Below are 17,432 nucleotides of genomic sequence, written 5' to 3'. Positions count from 1 at the left end.
CTCGCCCGTCAGCGGGCGGGGGGTGGCGGTCGGTCAGCGCGAGGTGCGGTCGTGGTTGGTGAGGCCGGCCATGATGCGGACCGTCGTGCCCGCGGTGCCGGTGGCGACCTCCATGGCGTCGGTCAGCTCACGGGCCAGCCAGAGGCCCCAGCCGCCGGCGGTGTCCGGGGCCGGCCGGCTGCGGTCGCCCAGCCGTTGCGGGCTGATCCCCTGCCCGTGGTCGGCGACCTCGCAGACCAGTGCCCCCGGCTCCTGCCAGAGCCGCAGCCAGCCCCGCCCGCCGCCGTGCCGCACCGCGTTGGTGATCAGTTCGTTGATCGCCAGCACGAAGTCGTCAAGGCGTTGGCCGGTCAGCCCGCAGGCGTGTGCGCAGGAGGTGACCGAGTGTCGAATCTCGGTCACCTGGGCCTGGTCGAAGGCCTCGGCGATAAGGACGGCGGGTTCGATGGGCACAACCGTACGCGGTGCGTGCGGATCTGCGTTCGTCATGGGCCCGTCCCGACGGCGAATCTCGGAGTATTTCGCGGCATTTCCACCGTACGTCAGGGTTTCCCGAACCGCACTCGCCGGCTGCCGCGCGCCCGGCCCCGCTATGGCATCCTGACCGCCATGTCGTCACCGCCGGGTGGTTTCGAGGTGCCGCTCTGGCGTGCCCTCGCGGTGTTCCGGGTGGCGTCCCTCGGGTACGTCTGCGTGCTCTCGGTACGCGACGCCGACCGCTACGCCCACCCGTACGCCGCCGGCGCCCTGGTCCTGCTCATGATCGCCTGGACCACCGCGACCGCAGTCGGCTACGCCCGCCCGGCCTGGCGGCGCTGGCCACTGCTGCTGGCCGACCTCGCGGTGGTGGTCGCCATCGTGCTCTCCACCCCGTGGGTGGTCGGCCGGACGGCGCTCGCACACGGCGTACCCACCCTGGGGGTGGCCTGGATGGCCGGCCCGGTGCTGGCCTGGGCCGTCTCCGGCGGCCGGCGGCGCGGCACGGTGGCGGCGCTGGTCGTCGCCGGCGCGGACCTGGCGACCAGGGAACGGATCGGCCAGTCCTCGTTCACCGGCGTGATCCTGATGCTGCTCGCCGGTGTGGTGGTCGGGCATGTGGCCCGGCTGGCGGTGGCCGCCGAGGAGCGGCTGCAACGCGCGGTCGAGCTGGAGGCGGCCACCCGCGAGCGGGAGCGGCTGGCCCGGGACATCCACGACTCGGTGCTCCAGGTGCTGGCGCTGGTGCAGCGACGCGGCGCGGCCCTGCCCGGCGAGGCCGGCGAGCTGGCCCGGCTCGCCGGCGAGCAGGAAGCCGCGCTGCGCGCGCTCATCGCGGGCGCCGCCACCCCCGGCGGATCGGACAGCGACGCGGTGGACCTGCGGAGCCTGCTCGGGCGGTACGCCTCGTCGGCGGTGTCGCTCTCGGCCCCCGCCACGCCGGTGTCGCTGCCCCGCCAGGTGGCCGGGGAGCTGGCGGCGGCGACCGGAGCGGCCCTGGACAATGTCGGACGCCACGCCGGTGGGCGGGCCTGGGTGCTGATCGAGGACGAGGGGACGACGGTGACCGTGTCGATCCGGGACGAGGGGCCGGGCATCCCGGACGGCCGGCTGACCGAGGCCGCCGAACAGGGCCGGCTCGGCGTGAGCCAGTCGATCCGGGGGCGGGTCACCGACCTGGGCGGGACGGTCCGGATCATCTCGGCGCCGGAGGCCGGCACCGAGATCGAACTGACCGTGCCGAGGGCGCGGCGATGACGCAGGTGCGGGTGATGGTCGTCGACGACCATCCGATGTGGCGCGAGGGGGTGGCCCGCGACCTGACCGAGGCCGGCTTCCTGGTGGTGGCGACAAGCGGCGAGGGGCGGCAGGCGGTCCGGGTGGCCGCCGCCGCCCGCCCCGACGTGGTCGTCCTCGACCTGCAACTGCCGGACATCTCCGGGGTCGAGGTGATCCTCGGGCTGCGCGCGGCGCTGCCCGACGTGCGGGTGCTCATGCTCAGCGCCAGCGGCGAACATCAGAGCGTGCTGGACGCGGTCAAGGCGGGAGCCACCGGTTACCTGGTGAAGTCGACCGCGCCGGCCGAGTTCCTCGACGCCGTCCGCCGCACCGCGGCCGGCGACCCGGTCTTCACCCCCGGCCTGGCCGGGCTCGTCCTCGGCGAGTACCGCCGGCTGGCCGCCGGGCCGGTGGCCGAGCCCGGCGACGGTACGGCCGAACCGGGCGCACCCCGGCTCACCGACCGGGAGACCGAGGTGCTGCGACTGGTGGCGAAGGGGATGTCGTACAAGCAGATCGCCCAGCGGCTCGGGCTCTCGCACCGCACCGTGCAGAACCACGTGCAGAACACGCTGGGCAAGCTGCAACTGCACAACCGGGTCGAGCTGACCCGGTACGCCATCGAACGCGGACTGGACGACTGACCCGGCCTCACACCGAGCGCGGCGGCTCCGTCTCGTGGATCGCCAGCTCCTCGGCGCTCGCCCCGCCACCGGCCGAGCCGGCGTCGTACGCCACCGAGTCGGTCTCCTGGTCGGTGTGCGCCCCCTCGTCCGGTTCGACGAGCCGGCCCACCGTCGCGTCGGCCACCGTGCCGAGCTGACCGTGGTCGTAGAGGGAGACCGGCGAGTTCGGGTCGGAGGTGGGCCCCGGGTCCATCACGTCGGCGTCGAGCTGGGCCTCCGCCGCGGCTTCCAGATTGTCCGCCTCGAAGGCGATCTTCGGGTCGATCGTCCCGGCCAGCGGGTCGTCCGCCGGCCGCTCGTAGACCTCCCGGTCGAGCTTGTAGTCCAACGACTCGCCGTCGAGCTGCTCCTCGGCGGTGGTCCCGAACCGGTCCACCGCGACCGGCGTCCGGTCACCGGGTAGCTGGGCCGGGTCCGGGCCGTCCGCCTCGCGCCCGGTGAGGACGTCGTCGTTGGCGGTCGAGTCGTCATCGGCGGTGTCCGGCAGCCCCTGGGACTCGGTGTCGGACACGGGGGTCGGGTACTCGTTGTCGCGCATGTCTGATCACTACCCGCTGCCCTCCCGCCGTAACCGGGGCAGGTCAGCCGGCCTCGTCGTCGGGGTGCAGCACACACCAGACGACCTTGCCGTCCGGTATGGCGCTGCTGCCCCACCGGCGGGCCACCGTGTCGATCAGCAGCAGACCCCGGCCGCCCACCCGGTCCGGCGGGGACAGCCCGGCGAACGTCGGCCGCCGCGGGGAGTGGTCACGGACCGCCAGGTGCAGGGTGCTGTCGTGCGGGGCCAGCCGTACCGTCATCGCGGTCCGGGCGTGCGCCACCACGTTGTTGACCATCTCGGTGACCGCGATGCACGCCGGGTCGACGAGGGTCGGCATGCCCCAGCGCTCGCAGCCGGTGGTGACCAGCTCGCGGGCCTCCCGGGCCGCTCCCACCGCCGGGTCCAGGTCGGCGGTGAGCACCGCCGCCAACGGTGTCGCCGCGAGCGCCGCCAGCGCGCCGTCCAGGGTGGGCCAGGCCGGGACACCCGCCGGCGCGGCGTCCGGCCGGTCGGGACCGGCGACCGTGGGATCGCAGAGCAGCAGGTCGGCGGCCGGCCAGTCGGCGACCTCCCGGCGCACCTCGGCGAAGACCTCCCGGGCGGCCGGATCGGCGATCCGCACTCCGGTCAGGTCGACCACCACCGGGCCGGGACGGTCAGCGAACCGGGTGAGCAGCGCCGCGCGGACCGTTGCCACCGCGCCACCGTCGAGCACACCGGTCAACCGGACCACCGCCGACGACTCGTCGATCTCGACGAGGCAACGCGCAGCGGTCGGCATGATCGCCCCATTGTGCGCGCCGGTGACGAGTGCCGCATCCGGTCGGTCGACGCCCGACATCAGCGGACCAACCGGGACCGGCGGTTGATGGCCGCCATCGTGCCGACCGCGGTGCCCGCGGCGGCCAGGCCGAACGCGGCGGTCATCCGCACCAACTGGCGACGCCGGCCGTGCCAGCCGCCGTCCCGGCGCGCCTCGGCGTCGGCGTGGAACACGTTGCCGCTGCCGTCCATCCGCGCGCCCGGGCCGAACTGGGTGCGGTGGGCGTACCAGGCGAGGGTGCGTTCGACCAGGGCGGGCACCAGCCGCCACTGCAGGCCGATGAGCCGGGCCGCGCCACCCGCGTACGCCTCGCGGCGGGGCCGGCGCAGCAGCCGGACGATCGTCTCGGCGACGACCTCCGGCGGGTACACCGGCGGAGGTGGCGCCAGTTCGCGGCCGGTGTGGTTGGCCGCGTGCCGGAAGAACGGGGTGTCGATGGTGGCGGGCAGAACCGTGCAGACGGAGATCTGACCCCGCCCGGTGACCCGTAGCTCCTGCCGGACCGTGTCGGCGAGCCCCCGGATGCCGTGCTTGGTGGCGTTGTACGCCGACTGGTACGGCATCGCCACCTCGGCCAGCACCGACGCGTTGTTGACGAGGACACCGCCGCCGGCCGCCCCCAGGTACGGAAGCGCGGCCTTGATGCCGTGCACCGCGCCGAGGAGGTTGACCTCCAGCACGCGGCGGAACTCGGCGATCGGGATCTCGTCGAACAGGCCCACCGCGCTCACCGCGGCGTTGTTCACCCAGGCGTCGATCCGCCCGAACTCGGCCGCCGCCCGGTCCGCCATCTGCCGTACCGACTCCAGGTCGGTCACGTCGGTCGGTACGACGAGCGCCCGGCCGCCCAGCTCCTGGCAGCGTATGGCCACCTGCCGCAGCGCTGGTTCACTGCGGGCGGCCAGGACGACGGCGACGCCCCGGCGGGCCAGCGCGTACGCGGTGGCCGTGCCGATTCCGCTGGACGCGCCGGTGATCACCACGATCGATTCGTCGAGACTGCGGGTGAGCGGCATTTCTCAGCGGTACCCCCGGTCGGGCCTGCTCATACCACCGGCCGGCACCTGATCATGCGATGCCCTGTCGACATGCTTGTCGCGGCGCAAGCGTCGGCGGCACCTGCGCGGACTGTTCCCGATCTGCCAGGTTTCGACTCCCGGCCGTTCGGTTAATGGGACGCTCTGACCGGGAGGACCACCGCCGAGGTAAAGAACGCAGGGAGGTGACCCATGCGCGTCGGCCTCGTCTGCGCGCACACCAGCTCGTACCGGCACGCCGACGGCCCGCCGGTCGGTACCCAACAGCACATCGCGCGGGTTGCCGCCGAGCTGGCCGGCCGAGGCCACGACGTCCGGATCTACGAGCGTCGGGACGACCCCGGGCTGCCGGTGGTCACGGACATCGACGGCTACCAGGTGCACCGGGTGTCCGCGGGGCCAGCCACCCCGCTGCCCACCGCCGAGCTGATCCCGCACGTCATGGAATTCGGCCGCTGGCTGACCGACGAGTGGACGGGCGCCTGGCGACCCGAGGTGGTGCACGGGCACTACTGGGTCGGCGGCCTGGCCGCCGCGAACGCCGTCCGGGAGACCGACATCCCGGTGGTGCAGACCTTCCACTCACTCGGGGTCGAGCAGTTGCGCCACCTGGGCGGCCGGTACGACGGCCCGGGGGAGCGCATCCCCCTGGAACGCGCGCTGACCCGGGCGGTGGACATCGCGGTCGCCCAGTGCAACGACGAGGTGGACGAGCTGACCCGGATGGGTCTGCAACGCAGCTCGGTGGCGATGGTGCCGGCCGGAGTGGACACCCGACAGTTCCACCCCGACGGTGAGGCCGCGCCGCGCGAGCAGCGTTCGCGGATCCTCTCCGTCGGCGGGCTCTCCCCGGGCCACGGCCAGGAGGACCTGATCCGGGCGATGCGGCTGGTCGGCGCCGCCGAGCTGGTGATCGCCGGCGGTCCGCCCGCCGAGGCGTTGGCCAACCACGCCGAGGCGCGCCGACTGCGGGAGCTGGCCGAGCAGGTGGGCGTGGCCGACCAGGTACGCCTGGTGGGCGCGGTGCCGCACGACCAGATGGCCACCTGGTACCGGTCGGCGGACGTGGTGGCCTGCACGCCGCACTACTCCTCGGCGGGCCGGGTGTCGCTGGAGGCGATGGCCTGCGGGGTGCCGGTGGTCGGCTACGCGATGGGCGGCCTCGCGGACGCCGTCGTCGACGAGGTCACCGGTCGACTGGTGCCGCCCGGCGACGTGCGGACGCTCGGGGTCTCGCTGCGGCGGCTGCTGTCCGACAACGCCGGCCGTTTCGCGTACGGTCACGCGGCGGTGGACCGGGTCCGCAGCAGCTACACCTGGGATCGGACGGCCGGCGCGTTGGAGCGCCTCTACGAGCGGGTGGTGAGCCGGCGCAAGCCGGTCGAGGCGTGACGCGGACGGGCGCCGGTCAGACAGGCCGGCCGGCGCCAACCATTGCCGGGTCCCGGCGGCGCGGCGCCGCGCGGTGCTGCTGGGGCTGCGCGTACCGGGTCAGCCCGATCACCGCGGCAAGGGTGACCAGAAAACCCGCCGCGGCCAGCCACTCCCGCCCGGGCCAGATCTTGTCGTTGAGCAGCAGCAGACCGACGATCGCCGCCGGCACGGCCCCGGCCGCGTCCATCGCGGCGACCGCGGCGGTCGTCGAGCCCCGCTGCATGGCCAGCCCGAGCAGCAACTGCCCGACGATCGAGTGGACGATCAGCAGGTAGAGCAGCGGGTCGGCGAGGAACGCCTCGGCGGACGGCGCGGAGGCCAGCGGACGGGCCGCCACCGCCGCCGCCGAGAAGGCCAGCCCGGCCAGCGAACCGAGCGCCACCGACCCCGGTGCCCCGTGCAACCGGACGGCGAAGACGCCGAGCACCGCGATGACGCCCAGCGCCACCAGCAGCGCCACCGAACCGGCCGTCCCGAGCTGCTTCGACGGCGCCGGTCGGGCGGACAGCACCAGGGCGGTGATCCCGGCGAAGAGCAGCGCCAGCAACGCCACCTCGGCAACCGGCAACCGCCACTTCAACACCACCACGCCGAGGATCGCGGTCACCCCGAGCCCGGCGGCCACGCTGGCCTGCACCAGGAACAGCGGCAGGTCCCGCCGGGCCAGGAAGGCGAGCACGAAACCGCCGATCTGGCAGGTCAGCCCGACCAGGTACGTCCGGTGCCCGGCCAGCCGCAGCAGCAGGCCCGGATCGAAGGTGTGGTGCACGGTCGTACGGGCCGCGGCCACCGACTGGAGCAGGTTGGCGAAGCCGTACGCGACGATCATCGCCGCGAGGAAGCACCAGCCGGAGGAGACCACCTGGCGAGGATAGAGGTTGCCGGGGGTCAGCGCTCGGCTGGTCGATCCAGCCGGGCGAGGATGTCGGCGTGCAGGGAACCGTTGGTGGCCACCACGCTGCTCTCGGTGCCCGGCGCACCGGTCGGCGACGGTCGACCGTGCAGATCCGTGACCGTGCCACCCGCCTCGGTGATGATCGGCACCAGCGCCGCCACGTCCCACAGCGACAGTTCCGGCTCGACCATCACGTCGAGTGCGCCCTCGGCCAACAGCATGTAGCCGTAGAAGTCGCCGTACGCGCGGCTGCGCCAACTGGCCCGCATCAGATCGAGCATCGCGTCCAGCCGGCCGGCGCTCTCCCATCCGGTCAGCGACGAGTAGCAGACGCTGGCGTCGGCGATCCGACGTACCGCCGACACGCCGATCCGCACGCCAGCGCCCGGCCCCGGACCGGCGTACGCGCCCCCGCCCGCGCTCGCCCACCAGCGTCGGCCCAGCGCCGGCGCGGACACCACACCGACCGCCGGGCGCTCCCCGTCGTACAGCGCGATGAGGGTGGCCCACACCGGCACGCCCCGCACGAAGTTCTTGGTGCCGTCGATCGGGTCGACGATCCACCGGCGGTCACCCGGCCCGCTGGCCGGTTGTGCGCCGTACTCCTCACCGAGCAGCCCGTCGGCCGGCCGGTGCTCGGCCAGCAGCGCGCGGATCTCCCGCTCCACGGCGGTGTCCGCGTCGGAGACCGGGGTCAGGTCAGGTTTCGCCTCGACGCGCAGGTCGAGTGCCCGGAAACGGGCCGTGGCGATGGCGTCGGCCCGGTCGGCGAGCAGATGGGCGAGGGCGAGGTCGTCGGCGTACCCGGTCATGCCGGCAACCTAGCCGACGCCCGGCGGGTCACTCGTCGGGCCCGCGCCGGTCACCCTCGCCGGGGCCGCGCTGGTCGCTCTCGCCGCGCGCGTCGCCGTCGCCGGCACGGGAGGCGAGCAACCGGCGGTACGACGCCAGCCGACGCGGGTCGGCCCTGCCAGCGGCCACCCAGGCGTCCAGCCCGCAGTCGGCCTCGTCGGCCGTGTGCGGACAGTTCGGCGGGCAGTCGACGGTGCCCTCGACCAGGTCGGGGAAGCCGTGCAGCAGGCTGTCGGCCGAGACGTGGGCCAGCCCGAAACTGCGGATCCCCGGAGTGTCGATGATCCAGCCCGGGTCGGTGTCGACGCCCGGCACCGGTGGCAGCCGCAGCGCCACCGCGCTGGTCGAGGTGTGTCGGCCCCGGCCGATCGCGCTGACCACGCCCACCGCGCGCAGCGCGTCCGGGACGAGGCGGTTGACCAGCGTCGACTTGCCCACCCCGGAGTGCCCCACCAGCACCGACACCTTGCCGCTCAGCAGCGCGCGGAGCGCGTCGAGGTCGGAGTCGGGGCGGTTCAGCACGTACGGCAGCTCCAGCTCGGTGTAGTAGCCGAGCACCTCCTCCGGCCCGGCCAGGTCGGCCTTGGTGAGGCAGAGCAGTGGCTCGACGTCCGCGTCGTACGCGGCGACCAGGCAGCGGTCGATGAACCCGGTGCGCGGCGGCGGGTCGGCCAACGCACTGACGATCACCAACTGGTCGGCGTTGGCCACGACCACGCGTTCCAGCCGGCCCTCGGCGGTGGTGTCGTCGTCGTCGGCGGTGCGGCGCAGCACCGAGCGGCGCTCGGCGATCCGGACGATCCGGGCGAGGGCGCCCTCCGCGCCTGACGTGTCCCCGACCAGGCTGACCCGGTCACCCACCACCACCGACTTGCGGCCCAGTTCACGCGCCCGCATGGCGGTGATCGTGGGCAGGTCGGCGCCGACCACGCCGCGCTCGGCCCCGGACAGCACACACTGGTAGCGCCCCCGGTCGACGGCGATGACGAAGCCGTCCACGGCGTCGGCGTGCTGCGGGCGGGTGCGCGTACGCGGGCGCGACGACTTTCCGGGTCGGACCCGTACGTCGTCCTCGTCGTACTCCCGCCGTCTGGTCGCCAGGACCTGTCCCCTTCTCGCGTCAGCTCTTGCCGGTCACCATCGCTGACCATAGTGCCGGGAACTCGGGCATGGTCTTGGAGGTACACCCCACGTCGTCCACCTCGATGCCGGGCACGGCGAGCCCGGCCACCGCGGCGGCGTGCGCCATCCGGTGGTCGTGGTACGTGTGGAACACGCCGCCACGCAGCGGCCGGGGCCGGATCTCCAACCCGTCGGGCGCCTCGGTGATGTCGGCGCCGATCGCGGCGAACTCCCGCGCCAGCGCGGTCAGCCGGTCGGTCTCGTGACCCCGGATGTGCCCGACGCCGGTGAAGACCGACGGCGAGTCGGCAAGCATGGCGAGCGCGGTCAGGGCCGGGGTCAGCTCGCTGACGTCGGACAGGTCGGCGGTCAGGCCGTGCACGACGCCGGTGCCCCGCACGGTGAGACCGTCGGTGGAGAGGGTGACCTCGCCGCCCATGCGTTGCAGCAGCGAGCGGAGCCGCTCGACCGGCTGCGCGCTGCTGTGCGGCCAGCCCGGAAGGGTCACCTCGCCGCCGGTGACCAGGGCGGCGGCGAAGAACGGCACCGCGCCGGAGAGGTCCGGTTCGATCTCCCAGCAGCGGCCGGTGAGCGGGCCGGGCTCGACGGTCCACAGGTCGGGGGTGGTGTCGTCGACCGCCGCGCCGGCGGCCCGCAGCATCTGCACGGTCATCCGCAGGTGTGGCGCGGACGGCACCGGCGGGCCGACGTGGCGTACCACGACACCCCGGTCGAAGCGCGGGGCGGCCAGCAGCAGCCCGGAGACCAGCTGGCTGGAGGCGGACGCGTCGATCACCACCTCGCCGCCGGTGATCCGGCCGGCACCGACCACGGTCAGCGGCAGGCTGCCGGTGCCGGTGACGTCGATCCGGACGCCCAGCGAACGCAGCGCGGCGATCAGCGGGCCGAGGGGCCGGGTGCGGACGTACGGGTCGCCGTCGAAGGTGACCTGCCCGTCGGCCAGCCCCGCCACGGGCGGCACGAACCGCATCACCGTGCCGGCCAGCCCCACGTCGACGTGGGCGGGGCCGACCAGCGGGTGCGGCCGGACCAGCCAGCGTTCGTCGTCACTGATCGACACGTGCGCGCCCATCGCGCGCAGCCCGGCGGCCATCAACTCGGTGTCGCGGGCGCGCAGCGGCCCGACCAGCGTCGACGGGCCGGAGGCGAGGGCACTGAGCACCAGGGCGCGCGCGGTCATCGACTTGGAGCCGGGCAGGCGCAGCGTCGCCACCACCGGGTCGGACGCGGTCGGTGCGGTCCACGGCTGTGGCGGCCGGGTCGCGGTCAGAATCCCCACGGTCACATTCTGCCGTGTCGGCTGGTGGACGGCGTAAACCGGCGTTCGTACTCCCGGTTGGCGGGACAGCCGAACGGGCACCGGACGCACTAGCGTGTGTGCCATGTGTGGCAGGTACGCGACGACCCGGAGTTCCGGCGAGCTGAGCGCGCTGTTCGAGTCGTCCGACGACACCGACGGCGGGGTCGGGCCGGATCACAACGTCGCGCCCACCGACCCGGTGCCGGTGGTGCGGCTCACCGCGGAGGGGCACCGCAGCCTGTGCGTGGGCCGCTGGGGTTTCCTGCCGCACTGGTCCCGGTCGGCGGCCGGGGCGGCCCGCATGATCAACGCGCGGGCGGAGACGGTGGCCACCAGCCGGGCGTACGCCGGGGCGTTCGCGCGTCGGCGCTGCCTGGTCCCGGCCGACGGCTGGTACGAGTGGGTCCGGCTCCCCGACGGTGGCCGGCAGGCGTACTTCATGACGCCCGCCGACGGGTCGGTGCTCGCGCTGGCCGGCATCTGGTCGGTCTGGGAGTCCGGCACGGGCAGCCGGCTCACCTTCAGTGTGCTGACGACGGCGGCGCTCGGTGAGCTGGCCGAGGTGCACGAGCGGATGCCGGTGCTGCTGCCCGCGGAGCGCTGGTCGTCGTGGTTGGCGCCGACGGACGAGCCGGACCGGTTGCTCACATCGCCGTCGGCGGACTGGCTGGCCGGTCTGGAGATCCGTCCGGTGGGTCCGGCGGTCGGAGACGTCCGTAACGACGGTCCGCAGTTGACCGCCCGGGTGCCGGTGGGGCCGGCGCCGCAGGAGCTGACGTTGTTCTGACATTCAGGCATCGTCGGGCGCCGATTTGGCAGGTTTGCGCGCGATTCGTCTCCCCACCGTTCAGTCATGTTCGCGGCAGCCCCTTGTCCCGGCGCGCACAAGTGCGATAGAACACAGCGCCGGTAGTGGGTGCCGATTCGCACGGGGCGGACGATATCCACCGATCTTGCCGGTCCCACGGGGGAGGTGGGTGGATGACACGGGCACGTATGCCCCGCCCGCACGAGGTGGCAGCGGCGCGGCGAGATCCGAGACTGTTGCGAGCCTTGCGCGAACGCCGACAGGACGACGCGTGGCGAACCAGAGGCACCTGCCAGAGCGTCGATCCGGAGACGTTCTTTCCGGCGCCGAACGAACCGGCGGACGCCGCCGTCGCACTGTGCCGTACATGCGACGTGCAGGGGTCCTGTCTGGCCTGGGCGCTGGAGGTCGGTGACTGCCACGGCGTGTGGGGAGGCACCACACCCCGCGAGCGGCGGGCGATGCTCGTCGCGTGGCGGGACGAGGTCGCACCGGACCCGGCCGCCGTCGACGACGCCGGCCCACCGGTACGCGACCGGCTGCTCACCCTGGTGCCGCTGAGCTGACCATCGGCCCGGTCGACGCACGGCCGCCGGCACAGCGGCGCAGAATGGGCCGGTGCCGCTCAGCGAACCGATAGACACCCCGCGCGGCCCGGCGCGGATCGACACCGACCTGCCGGCCGGGCCGGCCGCCGCGCTACTGGTGCTCGGGCACGGTGCGGGCGGCAGCGTGGACGCGCCCGACCTGCTCGCGGTCCGCGACGCGGTGGTCTCCGTCGGCGTGGCGGTGGTCCGGGTGACCCAGCCCTACCGGGTCGCCGGCCGCCGTGCGCCGGCGCCCGCCGGTCACCTCGACGAGGCCTGGACGGCGGTGCTCGCCGCCGTCCGGGACCGGCACCCGGACACTCGGGTGCTGGTGGTCGGTGGCCGATCCAGTGGCGCCCGGGTGGCCTGCCGGACGGCCCACGCGGTGGGCGCGGCCGGTGTCGTCGCGCTGGCGTTCCCGCTGCATCCGCCCGGTCGGCCGGAACGCTCCCGGGCCGCCGAACTGGTCACCGGCCTGCCGACGCTCGTGGTCAACGGCGACCGGGACCCGTTCGGGGTGCCGCAGCCGGGGCCGTCCGTGCACGTGGTGACCCGACCGGGGGAGACGCACGACCTTCGGCGGGATCCGGCCGGCACGGCGGACGTGGTGCGGGACTGGCTGCGCAGCCGGGGCTGGACGGCCCACTGAACCGGCCCGGTGCCACCGCCGGCGGGCGGGAGAACCGTGTCCGGTGCCGGGCGCGGGTCGTTGCATCCGATGGTGCCGCCGGACCGATTCGGACGGGAGGCGCCAACCCTCCCAGGCCCTTCCTGGTCCCAGCGCCGGCCGCCCGTCGGGGCCGGGACCAGGAACGGGGAGAGTCGGGCCGGAATGCCCCACCCGCCATCTCGCGTTACTACCCCCGGACGACTTTTGTGAGGGGGGTGACCGGTGCCGACCGAGACACGGATCCGGGAACGGGACGAACGGGACGCCCGGCAGCTGAAGCGGCTGCTGGACGCTCCGGACTGGCCCGCGACGGTGGAACCGGGCGGGGTGGGAGCGGTGAGCACGGGCACACCAGCCGGAAGTGAATCTGTGGTCAGGTCTGTGCGCGTATCCTCGGCGGGAAAGCATCCGACCCGAGGGGATGTGCGGTTGACCACCGAGAAGACGGACGAGCGCAGGGCCCGTTTCGAGCGGGACGCGATGCCATTCGTCGATCAGCTCTACGCCGCTGGGCTGCGGATGACACGCAACCCGGCGGATGCCGAGGACCTGGTCCAGGAGACGTACCTGAAGGCGTACGCCGCCTTCCACCAGTTCGAGCAGGGCACGAACCTGAAGGCCTGGCTCTACCGGATCCTGACCAACACCTACATCAACTCCTACCGCAAGCGGCAGCGCCAGCCCATCCAGGCGCCCACCGAGGAGATCACCGACTGGCAGCTCGCCGAGGCCGAGTCGCACACCTCCAGCGGTCTGCGCTCGGCGGAGACCGAGGCGCTCGACCGGCTGCCGGACAGCGACGTGAAGGAGGCCCTCCAGCAGTTGCCGGAGGAGTTCCGCCTGGCCGTCTACCTGACCGACGTCGAGGGCTTCTCGTACAAGGAGGTCGCGGACATCATGGGCACGCCGATCGGCACCGTGATGTCGCGTCTGCACCGTGGCCGTCGTAATCTGCGGAAGCTGCTCGAGCGCTACGCCTCGGAGCGGGGCTTCAGCGCCGCGCGGTCGTCCAAGGGCTCGACCGCTGCCGCTGCCGGCCGGGAGGTGTGACGTGAGCTGTGGGGAGCCGCACGAGACGGACTGCCGCGAGGTGCTCGCGGAGGTCTACCTCTACCTGGATCTGGAGTGCGCCGACGAGCGGCGCACGCTGATCCGGCACCACCTCGACGAGTGCGGGCCCTGCCTGCGCGAGTACGGGCTCGAGCAGGAGGTCCGCGCGCTGGTCGCCCGTTGCTGCGGCAACGAGACCGCGCCGGACGAGCTGCGCGAGCGGTTGCGGGTCAAGCTCACCGAGCTGGTGGTCTTCGAGACCAGTGACTCCCGCGAGCTGGCTGACTGAGCGTCGCACCAGTCTGACGGACGAAAACCGGTGGCCCGGGTCGATGTCGACCCGGGCCACCGGCGTACCCGGTGTCCGCCGGGTTCGGGCTGATCGGTGACGGGCCGTGCGGCCCGCCGCGCCGAATCAGGAGTTGGGACGCTTGCCGTGGTTCGCGGCGCTCTTCTTACGGGCCTTCTTCTTGCGGGACTTCTTCGCCATGCTGACCTCCTCGTGATGGGTCGGATCCCCTCGTGCGCACAACCTCGGCGCCCGTGCACCCTCCGGCCGCCCGGCGTCGGGTCCGACCCGCTGATGGTACGGCGGTGGGCGCGCGTGACCTTCCCCAGGGCGGGCCGGCGACCGGGCCGTACCACTCCGCACCCGCGTCCCACCGTCGCATGATTGGATACGTCGGCAGGCACATCGCACAAAGGGAGGGCCCGGACATGGCCGAGGAGATCCGCGCCGAGATGGTGGCGAACGTCTGGAAGGTCGTCGCGTCGACCGGTGACACCGTGTCCGAGGGTGACACCCTGGTGATCCTCGAGTCGATGAAGATGGAGATCCCGGTCATCGCCGAGTCCGACGGCGTGGTCCAGCAGCTCGCCGTCAACGAGGGTGACGTCGTGCAGGACGGCGACCTCATTGCGGTGATCGGTTGACCGGCCTGCTGGTCCGGCGGGCCGAGCCGGCCGACTTCCCGGCGGTGGCCCGGCTGACCGTGGCCGCGTACGAGGCGGACGGTCAGCTCAAGGACGAGGACGGGTACGGGGTGGTGCTGGCCGACGTGTCGACCCGGGCCACCAGTGGCGAGGTGCTCGTCGCGGTGGACGAGGCGACCGGCGCGGTGCTGGGCTCGGTCACGTTCGTGCTGCCGGGCACCCCGTTCGCGGAGCTGTCCGGGCCGGGCGAGGCGGAGTTCCGGATGCTCGCGGTCGACCCGGCCACCCAGGGGCGTGGCGTCGGCGCGGCGCTGGTCCGGGCCTGCGTGGACCGCGCGACCGAGCTGGACTGCGTGGCCGTGGTGATCTGTGTCCGGGCCGGGATGGCCGCCTCGGCGCACCGTCTCTACGAGCGCTTCGGCTTCGTCAGGTTCGCCGAGAAGGACTGGTCGCCGTTCACGGGCGTGGATCTGCTCGGCCTGCGGTTGGAGCTGCCCCGCGGCTGACCGGCCCGGCCGGTCAGCTCTGCGTGCCGCCCGGGCTGGCGGTGGCCGCTGTCCCGTCGGGCTCCCCGCCGATCGCGGCCAGCAGCTCGTCGGCGACGTCCAACGCGAGTAGGCGGCGGTCCGCGTCGGTCAGGTTCGGTGCGCGTACGGCGAACCAGCTGGTGTGTACGGCGAACAGCGACAGGACGGCGCGCAGTTGGGCGGCGGGGGAGTCGTCGCCCCGGCAGAGGGCGTTGGCGAGCTGCATCATCCGGCCGCGCATCTGCTGGCCGGAGGAGAGGCTCTTGAGCACGGTCTGGTTCTGCTCGAAGAAGCGCATCACCGAGGGCATGTCGCCGCCGAACATCGTGTCGGCGTAGCGGGAGATCAGCTCGCGTCGGGTGGCGAGGGTGGGCGGCTGTGACTCGCCCCAGGCGGTCAGGTCGTCCATCTGCTTCAGCCGGTCCTCGACGAAGCTGGCGACGATGTCGTCCTTGCTCTTGAAGTGGTAGTAGAGGGCGGCCTTGGTGACGTTGAGCCGTTCGGCGATCTCCCGGAGCGAGGTCTTCTCGTACCCCTGCTCGGTGAAGAGCTCGAGCGCGACGGCCTTGATGCGCTCTCGCGTCCCGCCTGTGCTCTCCCTCACCCACGACCTCCAATGTGCTTGACCGGTTCTTGCTATTGAACTTACCGTGCGGCTAGTAAGGTGACTAGCCGGGCGGCAAGTAAGTGCGGCAATCCTCGGGGGGAGCTTACCCATGACTCAGGCAACCCAGGCCGGCGCACGACCCAACGTACGGGTCGTGCTGTTCGGGCTGATGATCGCGATGATGCTCGCGATGCTCGACAACATGATCGTCAGCACCGCGCTGCCGCGGATCGTCGGCGAGTTCGGCGGCCTCGACCACTTCACCTGGGTGGTCACCGCGTACGTCCTGGGCACCACCGTCTCCACCCCGATCTGGGGCAAGCTCGGCGACCTCTACGGCCGCAAGTCGGTCTTCCTGACCTCGGTGGTCATCTTCCTGGTCGGCTCCGCGCTGTGCGGCATGGCCGGATCGGGGATGTTCGGCGGCCCGCAGGACGGCATGGTCCAGCTCATCGCCTTCCGGGCGGTGCAGGGCCTCGGCGCCGGCGGTCTCATGGTCGGCGTGATGGCGATCATCGGCGACCTGGTTCCGCCGCGCGAGCGTGGGCGTTACCAGGGCATGATCGCCGGCATCATGGCCATCGCCATGGTGGCCGGCCCGCTGGTCGGCGGCTTCATCACCGACCACCTCTCCTGGCGGTGGGCGTTCTACGTGAACCTGCCGCTGGGCGGTGTCGCGCTGCTCGTGCTGATCACCACGATGCACCTGCCGAAGTACCGCACCGAACACCGGATCGACTGGCTCGGCGCCGGGCTGCTCTCGGTCGGCATCACCGCGATCGTGCTGATCACCACCTGGGGCGGCAGCCAGTACGACTGGTCCTCGCCGCAGATCCTCGGCCTGGCCGTGCTGGCCGTGCTCGCCCTCGTGGCGTTCGGCCTGGTCGAGCGCCGGGTTCCGGAGCCGATCCTGCCGCTGGGGCTGTTCGCCAACCGCAACTTCGCGTTGATCTCGGTGATCGGCTTCCTGCTCGGCTTCGCGATGTTCGGCGCGATGAACTTCCTGCCGCTCTACCAGCAGACCGTGCAGGGGGCCTCGGCGACCAACAGTGGCCTGCTGCTCCTGCCGCTGATGTTCGGCATGCTCGTCGTCTCGCTGGTCATCGGCCGGGCGATCACCAAGAACGGCCGGTACCGGGCGTACCCGATCATCGGCGGCGTGGTCATGACCACGGGCATGGGCCTGCTGACCATGCTCGACACCGACACCAGCAAGCTGGAGTCGTCGCTCTACATGGTCGTGCTCGGCGTCGGCATGGGCTTCCTCATGCAGACCTCCATGCTGATCGCCCAGAACAGCGTGGAGCAGAAGGACCTGGGCGCGGCCAGCGGCGCGGCGACCTTCTTCCGGTCGATCGGCGGCTCGTTCGGCATCTCGCTGTTCGGCGCAATCTTCGCCAACCGGCTGGCCAGCTCCTCCGCCGGTGGTGCGCTCGGAGGCAAGTCCGGCTCGGAGATGGACCTGGAGATGCTCAAGGACCTGCCCGCCCAGGCGCGGGGGCTGGTGCTCGGTGGTCTCGCCGACGCCATCTCGCACGTCTTCCTCTGGGCCGTGGTGTTCACCATCGCGATCCCGGTGCTCGCCTGGTTCATCAAGGAGATCCCGCTGCGGACCGCGAACGAGGCCCCACCGCAGGCCTCCCCGGAGGAGGAGGCCGAGGTCGCCCTCGGCAGGGCCCCCGTGGCCTGACCGTCCAACTCCGGGAGCGCCGCGTCGACCCGCACGGGTCGGCGCGGCGCCCCCTTTCACCCGCGATCGTGCACGCGTCCGTCCCCGCAGAGGG

Annotated in this window: 20 protein-coding genes; 11 read left to right on the top strand and 9 right to left on the bottom strand. The window is 72.9% G+C overall.

Features of this window, described 5'->3' with window-relative positions; genetic code table 11:
* Nucleotides 1-33 precede the first annotated feature (33 nt).
* Nucleotides 34-489 carry an ATP-binding protein gene (locus tag ABZS77_RS25575; protein WP_354827646.1) on the bottom strand — a complete coding sequence of 152 codons (456 nt, stop codon included), beginning with the start codon at nucleotides 487-489 and terminating at the stop codon, nucleotides 34-36.
* Nucleotides 490-609: 120 nt separating this feature from the next.
* Here ABZS77_RS25575 and ABZS77_RS25570 point away from each other — a divergent pair, with 120 nt between their 5' ends.
* Both ABZS77_RS25570 and ABZS77_RS25565 read left to right on the top strand, forming a co-directional pair.
* Nucleotides 610-1,734, top strand: a complete 1,125-nt coding sequence (locus ABZS77_RS25570; protein WP_354827644.1) for a DUF5931 domain-containing protein — start codon at nucleotides 610-612, stop codon at nucleotides 1,732-1,734.
* Nucleotides 1,731-2,399 (top strand): response regulator transcription factor, encoded by a 669-nt coding sequence (locus ABZS77_RS25565; protein WP_354827641.1) that lies wholly within the window; start codon nucleotides 1,731-1,733, stop codon nucleotides 2,397-2,399. The genes ABZS77_RS25570 and ABZS77_RS25565 overlap by 4 nt, the downstream gene beginning before the upstream one ends.
* Before the next feature lie 7 nt (nucleotides 2,400-2,406).
* Here ABZS77_RS25565 and ABZS77_RS25560 read toward each other — a convergent pair whose 3' ends face one another.
* Genes ABZS77_RS25560 through ABZS77_RS25550 form a run of 3 tightly spaced genes read right to left on the bottom strand, consistent with a single transcriptional unit; the run spans nucleotide 2,407 to nucleotide 4,821 of the window.
* Nucleotides 2,407-2,979, bottom strand: coding sequence for a DUF5709 domain-containing protein (locus ABZS77_RS25560; RefSeq protein ID WP_203175605.1), 573 nt, complete (start codon nucleotides 2,977-2,979; stop codon nucleotides 2,407-2,409).
* A gap of 43 nt (nucleotides 2,980-3,022) precedes the next feature.
* Nucleotides 3,023-3,763, bottom strand: a complete 741-nt coding sequence (locus ABZS77_RS25555; protein ID WP_354827638.1) for an ATP-binding protein — start codon at nucleotides 3,761-3,763, stop codon at nucleotides 3,023-3,025.
* 59 nt (nucleotides 3,764-3,822) lie between these two features.
* Nucleotides 3,823-4,821, bottom strand: coding sequence for an SDR family oxidoreductase (locus ABZS77_RS25550; protein WP_354827636.1), 999 nt, complete (start codon nucleotides 4,819-4,821; stop codon nucleotides 3,823-3,825).
* 213 nt (nucleotides 4,822-5,034) lie between these two features.
* Here ABZS77_RS25550 and ABZS77_RS25545 point away from each other — a divergent pair, with 213 nt between their 5' ends.
* Nucleotides 5,035-6,234: a glycosyltransferase gene (locus tag ABZS77_RS25545; protein WP_354827634.1), complete on the top strand. Its 1,200-nt coding sequence runs from the start codon at nucleotides 5,035-5,037 to the stop codon at nucleotides 6,232-6,234.
* A 16-nt stretch (nucleotides 6,235-6,250) separates the two neighbouring features.
* Here ABZS77_RS25545 and ABZS77_RS25540 read toward each other — a convergent pair whose 3' ends face one another.
* The 4 genes from ABZS77_RS25540 to aroA form a co-directional block, all read right to left on the bottom strand.
* Nucleotides 6,251-7,105 (bottom strand): hypothetical protein, encoded by an 855-nt coding sequence (locus ABZS77_RS25540; RefSeq protein ID WP_354827744.1) that lies wholly within the window; start codon nucleotides 7,103-7,105, stop codon nucleotides 6,251-6,253.
* Between the two features lie 59 nt (nucleotides 7,106-7,164).
* Nucleotides 7,165-7,983 carry a histidinol-phosphatase gene (gene hisN / locus ABZS77_RS25535; protein WP_354827631.1) on the bottom strand — a complete coding sequence of 273 codons (819 nt, stop codon included), beginning with the start codon at nucleotides 7,981-7,983 and terminating at the stop codon, nucleotides 7,165-7,167.
* 28 nt (nucleotides 7,984-8,011) lie between these two features.
* Nucleotides 8,012-9,022, bottom strand: coding sequence for a ribosome small subunit-dependent GTPase A (gene rsgA / locus ABZS77_RS25530; protein ID WP_354827628.1), 1,011 nt, complete (start codon nucleotides 9,020-9,022; stop codon nucleotides 8,012-8,014).
* Between the two features lie 121 nt (nucleotides 9,023-9,143).
* Nucleotides 9,144-10,445: a 3-phosphoshikimate 1-carboxyvinyltransferase gene (gene aroA, locus ABZS77_RS25525; RefSeq protein WP_354827626.1), complete on the bottom strand. Its 1,302-nt coding sequence runs from the start codon at nucleotides 10,443-10,445 to the stop codon at nucleotides 9,144-9,146.
* Nucleotides 10,446-10,548: 103 nt separating this feature from the next.
* On the opposite strand from aroA, the gene ABZS77_RS25520 reads away from it, so the two are divergent.
* The 7 genes from ABZS77_RS25520 to ABZS77_RS25490 all read left to right on the top strand — a co-directional run bounded on the left by ABZS77_RS25520 (nucleotide 10,549) and on the right by ABZS77_RS25490 (nucleotide 15,020).
* Nucleotides 10,549-11,253 (top strand): SOS response-associated peptidase, encoded by a 705-nt coding sequence (locus tag ABZS77_RS25520; protein ID WP_354827623.1) that lies wholly within the window; start codon nucleotides 10,549-10,551, stop codon nucleotides 11,251-11,253.
* Nucleotides 11,254-11,447: 194 nt separating this feature from the next.
* On the top strand, nucleotides 11,448-11,840 hold the full coding sequence (locus ABZS77_RS25515; protein ID WP_354827620.1) for a WhiB family transcriptional regulator: 393 nt from the start codon (nucleotides 11,448-11,450) through the stop codon (nucleotides 11,838-11,840).
* A gap of 52 nt (nucleotides 11,841-11,892) precedes the next feature.
* The gene (locus ABZS77_RS25510; protein ID WP_354827617.1) at nucleotides 11,893-12,510 is read left to right on the top strand and encodes an alpha/beta family hydrolase; all 618 of its coding nucleotides are present in this window, start codon (nucleotides 11,893-11,895) and stop codon (nucleotides 12,508-12,510) included.
* A gap of 243 nt (nucleotides 12,511-12,753) precedes the next feature.
* A complete protein-coding gene (locus ABZS77_RS25505; RefSeq protein ID WP_354827614.1) occupies nucleotides 12,754-13,581 on the top strand; it encodes a sigma-70 family RNA polymerase sigma factor in 828 nt (275 codons plus the stop codon).
* Between the two features lies 1 nt (nucleotide 13,582).
* The gene (gene rsrA, locus ABZS77_RS25500; RefSeq protein WP_089019138.1) at nucleotides 13,583-13,870 is read left to right on the top strand and encodes a mycothiol system anti-sigma-R factor; all 288 of its coding nucleotides are present in this window, start codon (nucleotides 13,583-13,585) and stop codon (nucleotides 13,868-13,870) included.
* Between the two features lie 428 nt (nucleotides 13,871-14,298).
* Complete coding sequence (locus ABZS77_RS25495; RefSeq protein WP_139582225.1) at nucleotides 14,299-14,514, top strand: biotin/lipoyl-binding carrier protein; 216 nt, start codon at nucleotides 14,299-14,301, stop codon at nucleotides 14,512-14,514.
* Nucleotides 14,511-15,020 (top strand): GNAT family N-acetyltransferase, encoded by a 510-nt coding sequence (locus ABZS77_RS25490; RefSeq protein WP_354827611.1) that lies wholly within the window; start codon nucleotides 14,511-14,513, stop codon nucleotides 15,018-15,020. Before ABZS77_RS25495 ends, ABZS77_RS25490 begins: the two co-directional genes overlap by 4 nt.
* Nucleotides 15,021-15,033: 13 nt before the next feature.
* On the opposite strand, the gene ABZS77_RS25485 is transcribed toward ABZS77_RS25490, so the two are convergent.
* Nucleotides 15,034-15,645, bottom strand: a complete 612-nt coding sequence (locus ABZS77_RS25485; protein WP_354827608.1) for a TetR/AcrR family transcriptional regulator — start codon at nucleotides 15,643-15,645, stop codon at nucleotides 15,034-15,036.
* A gap of 112 nt (nucleotides 15,646-15,757) precedes the next feature.
* Here ABZS77_RS25485 and ABZS77_RS25480 point away from each other — a divergent pair, with 112 nt between their 5' ends.
* Nucleotides 15,758-17,338: an MDR family MFS transporter gene (locus tag ABZS77_RS25480; protein ID WP_354827604.1), complete on the top strand. Its 1,581-nt coding sequence runs from the start codon at nucleotides 15,758-15,760 to the stop codon at nucleotides 17,336-17,338.
* The last annotated feature ends 94 nt before the right edge of the window (nucleotides 17,339-17,432 follow it).

The sequence above is a fragment of the Micromonospora sp. NPDC005298 genome (assembly GCF_040607375.1).
In the GTDB taxonomy this organism is placed as follows: Bacteria; Actinomycetota; Actinomycetes; order Mycobacteriales; family Micromonosporaceae; genus Micromonospora.
This window is presented reverse-complemented; position numbering and strand designations above follow the sequence as displayed.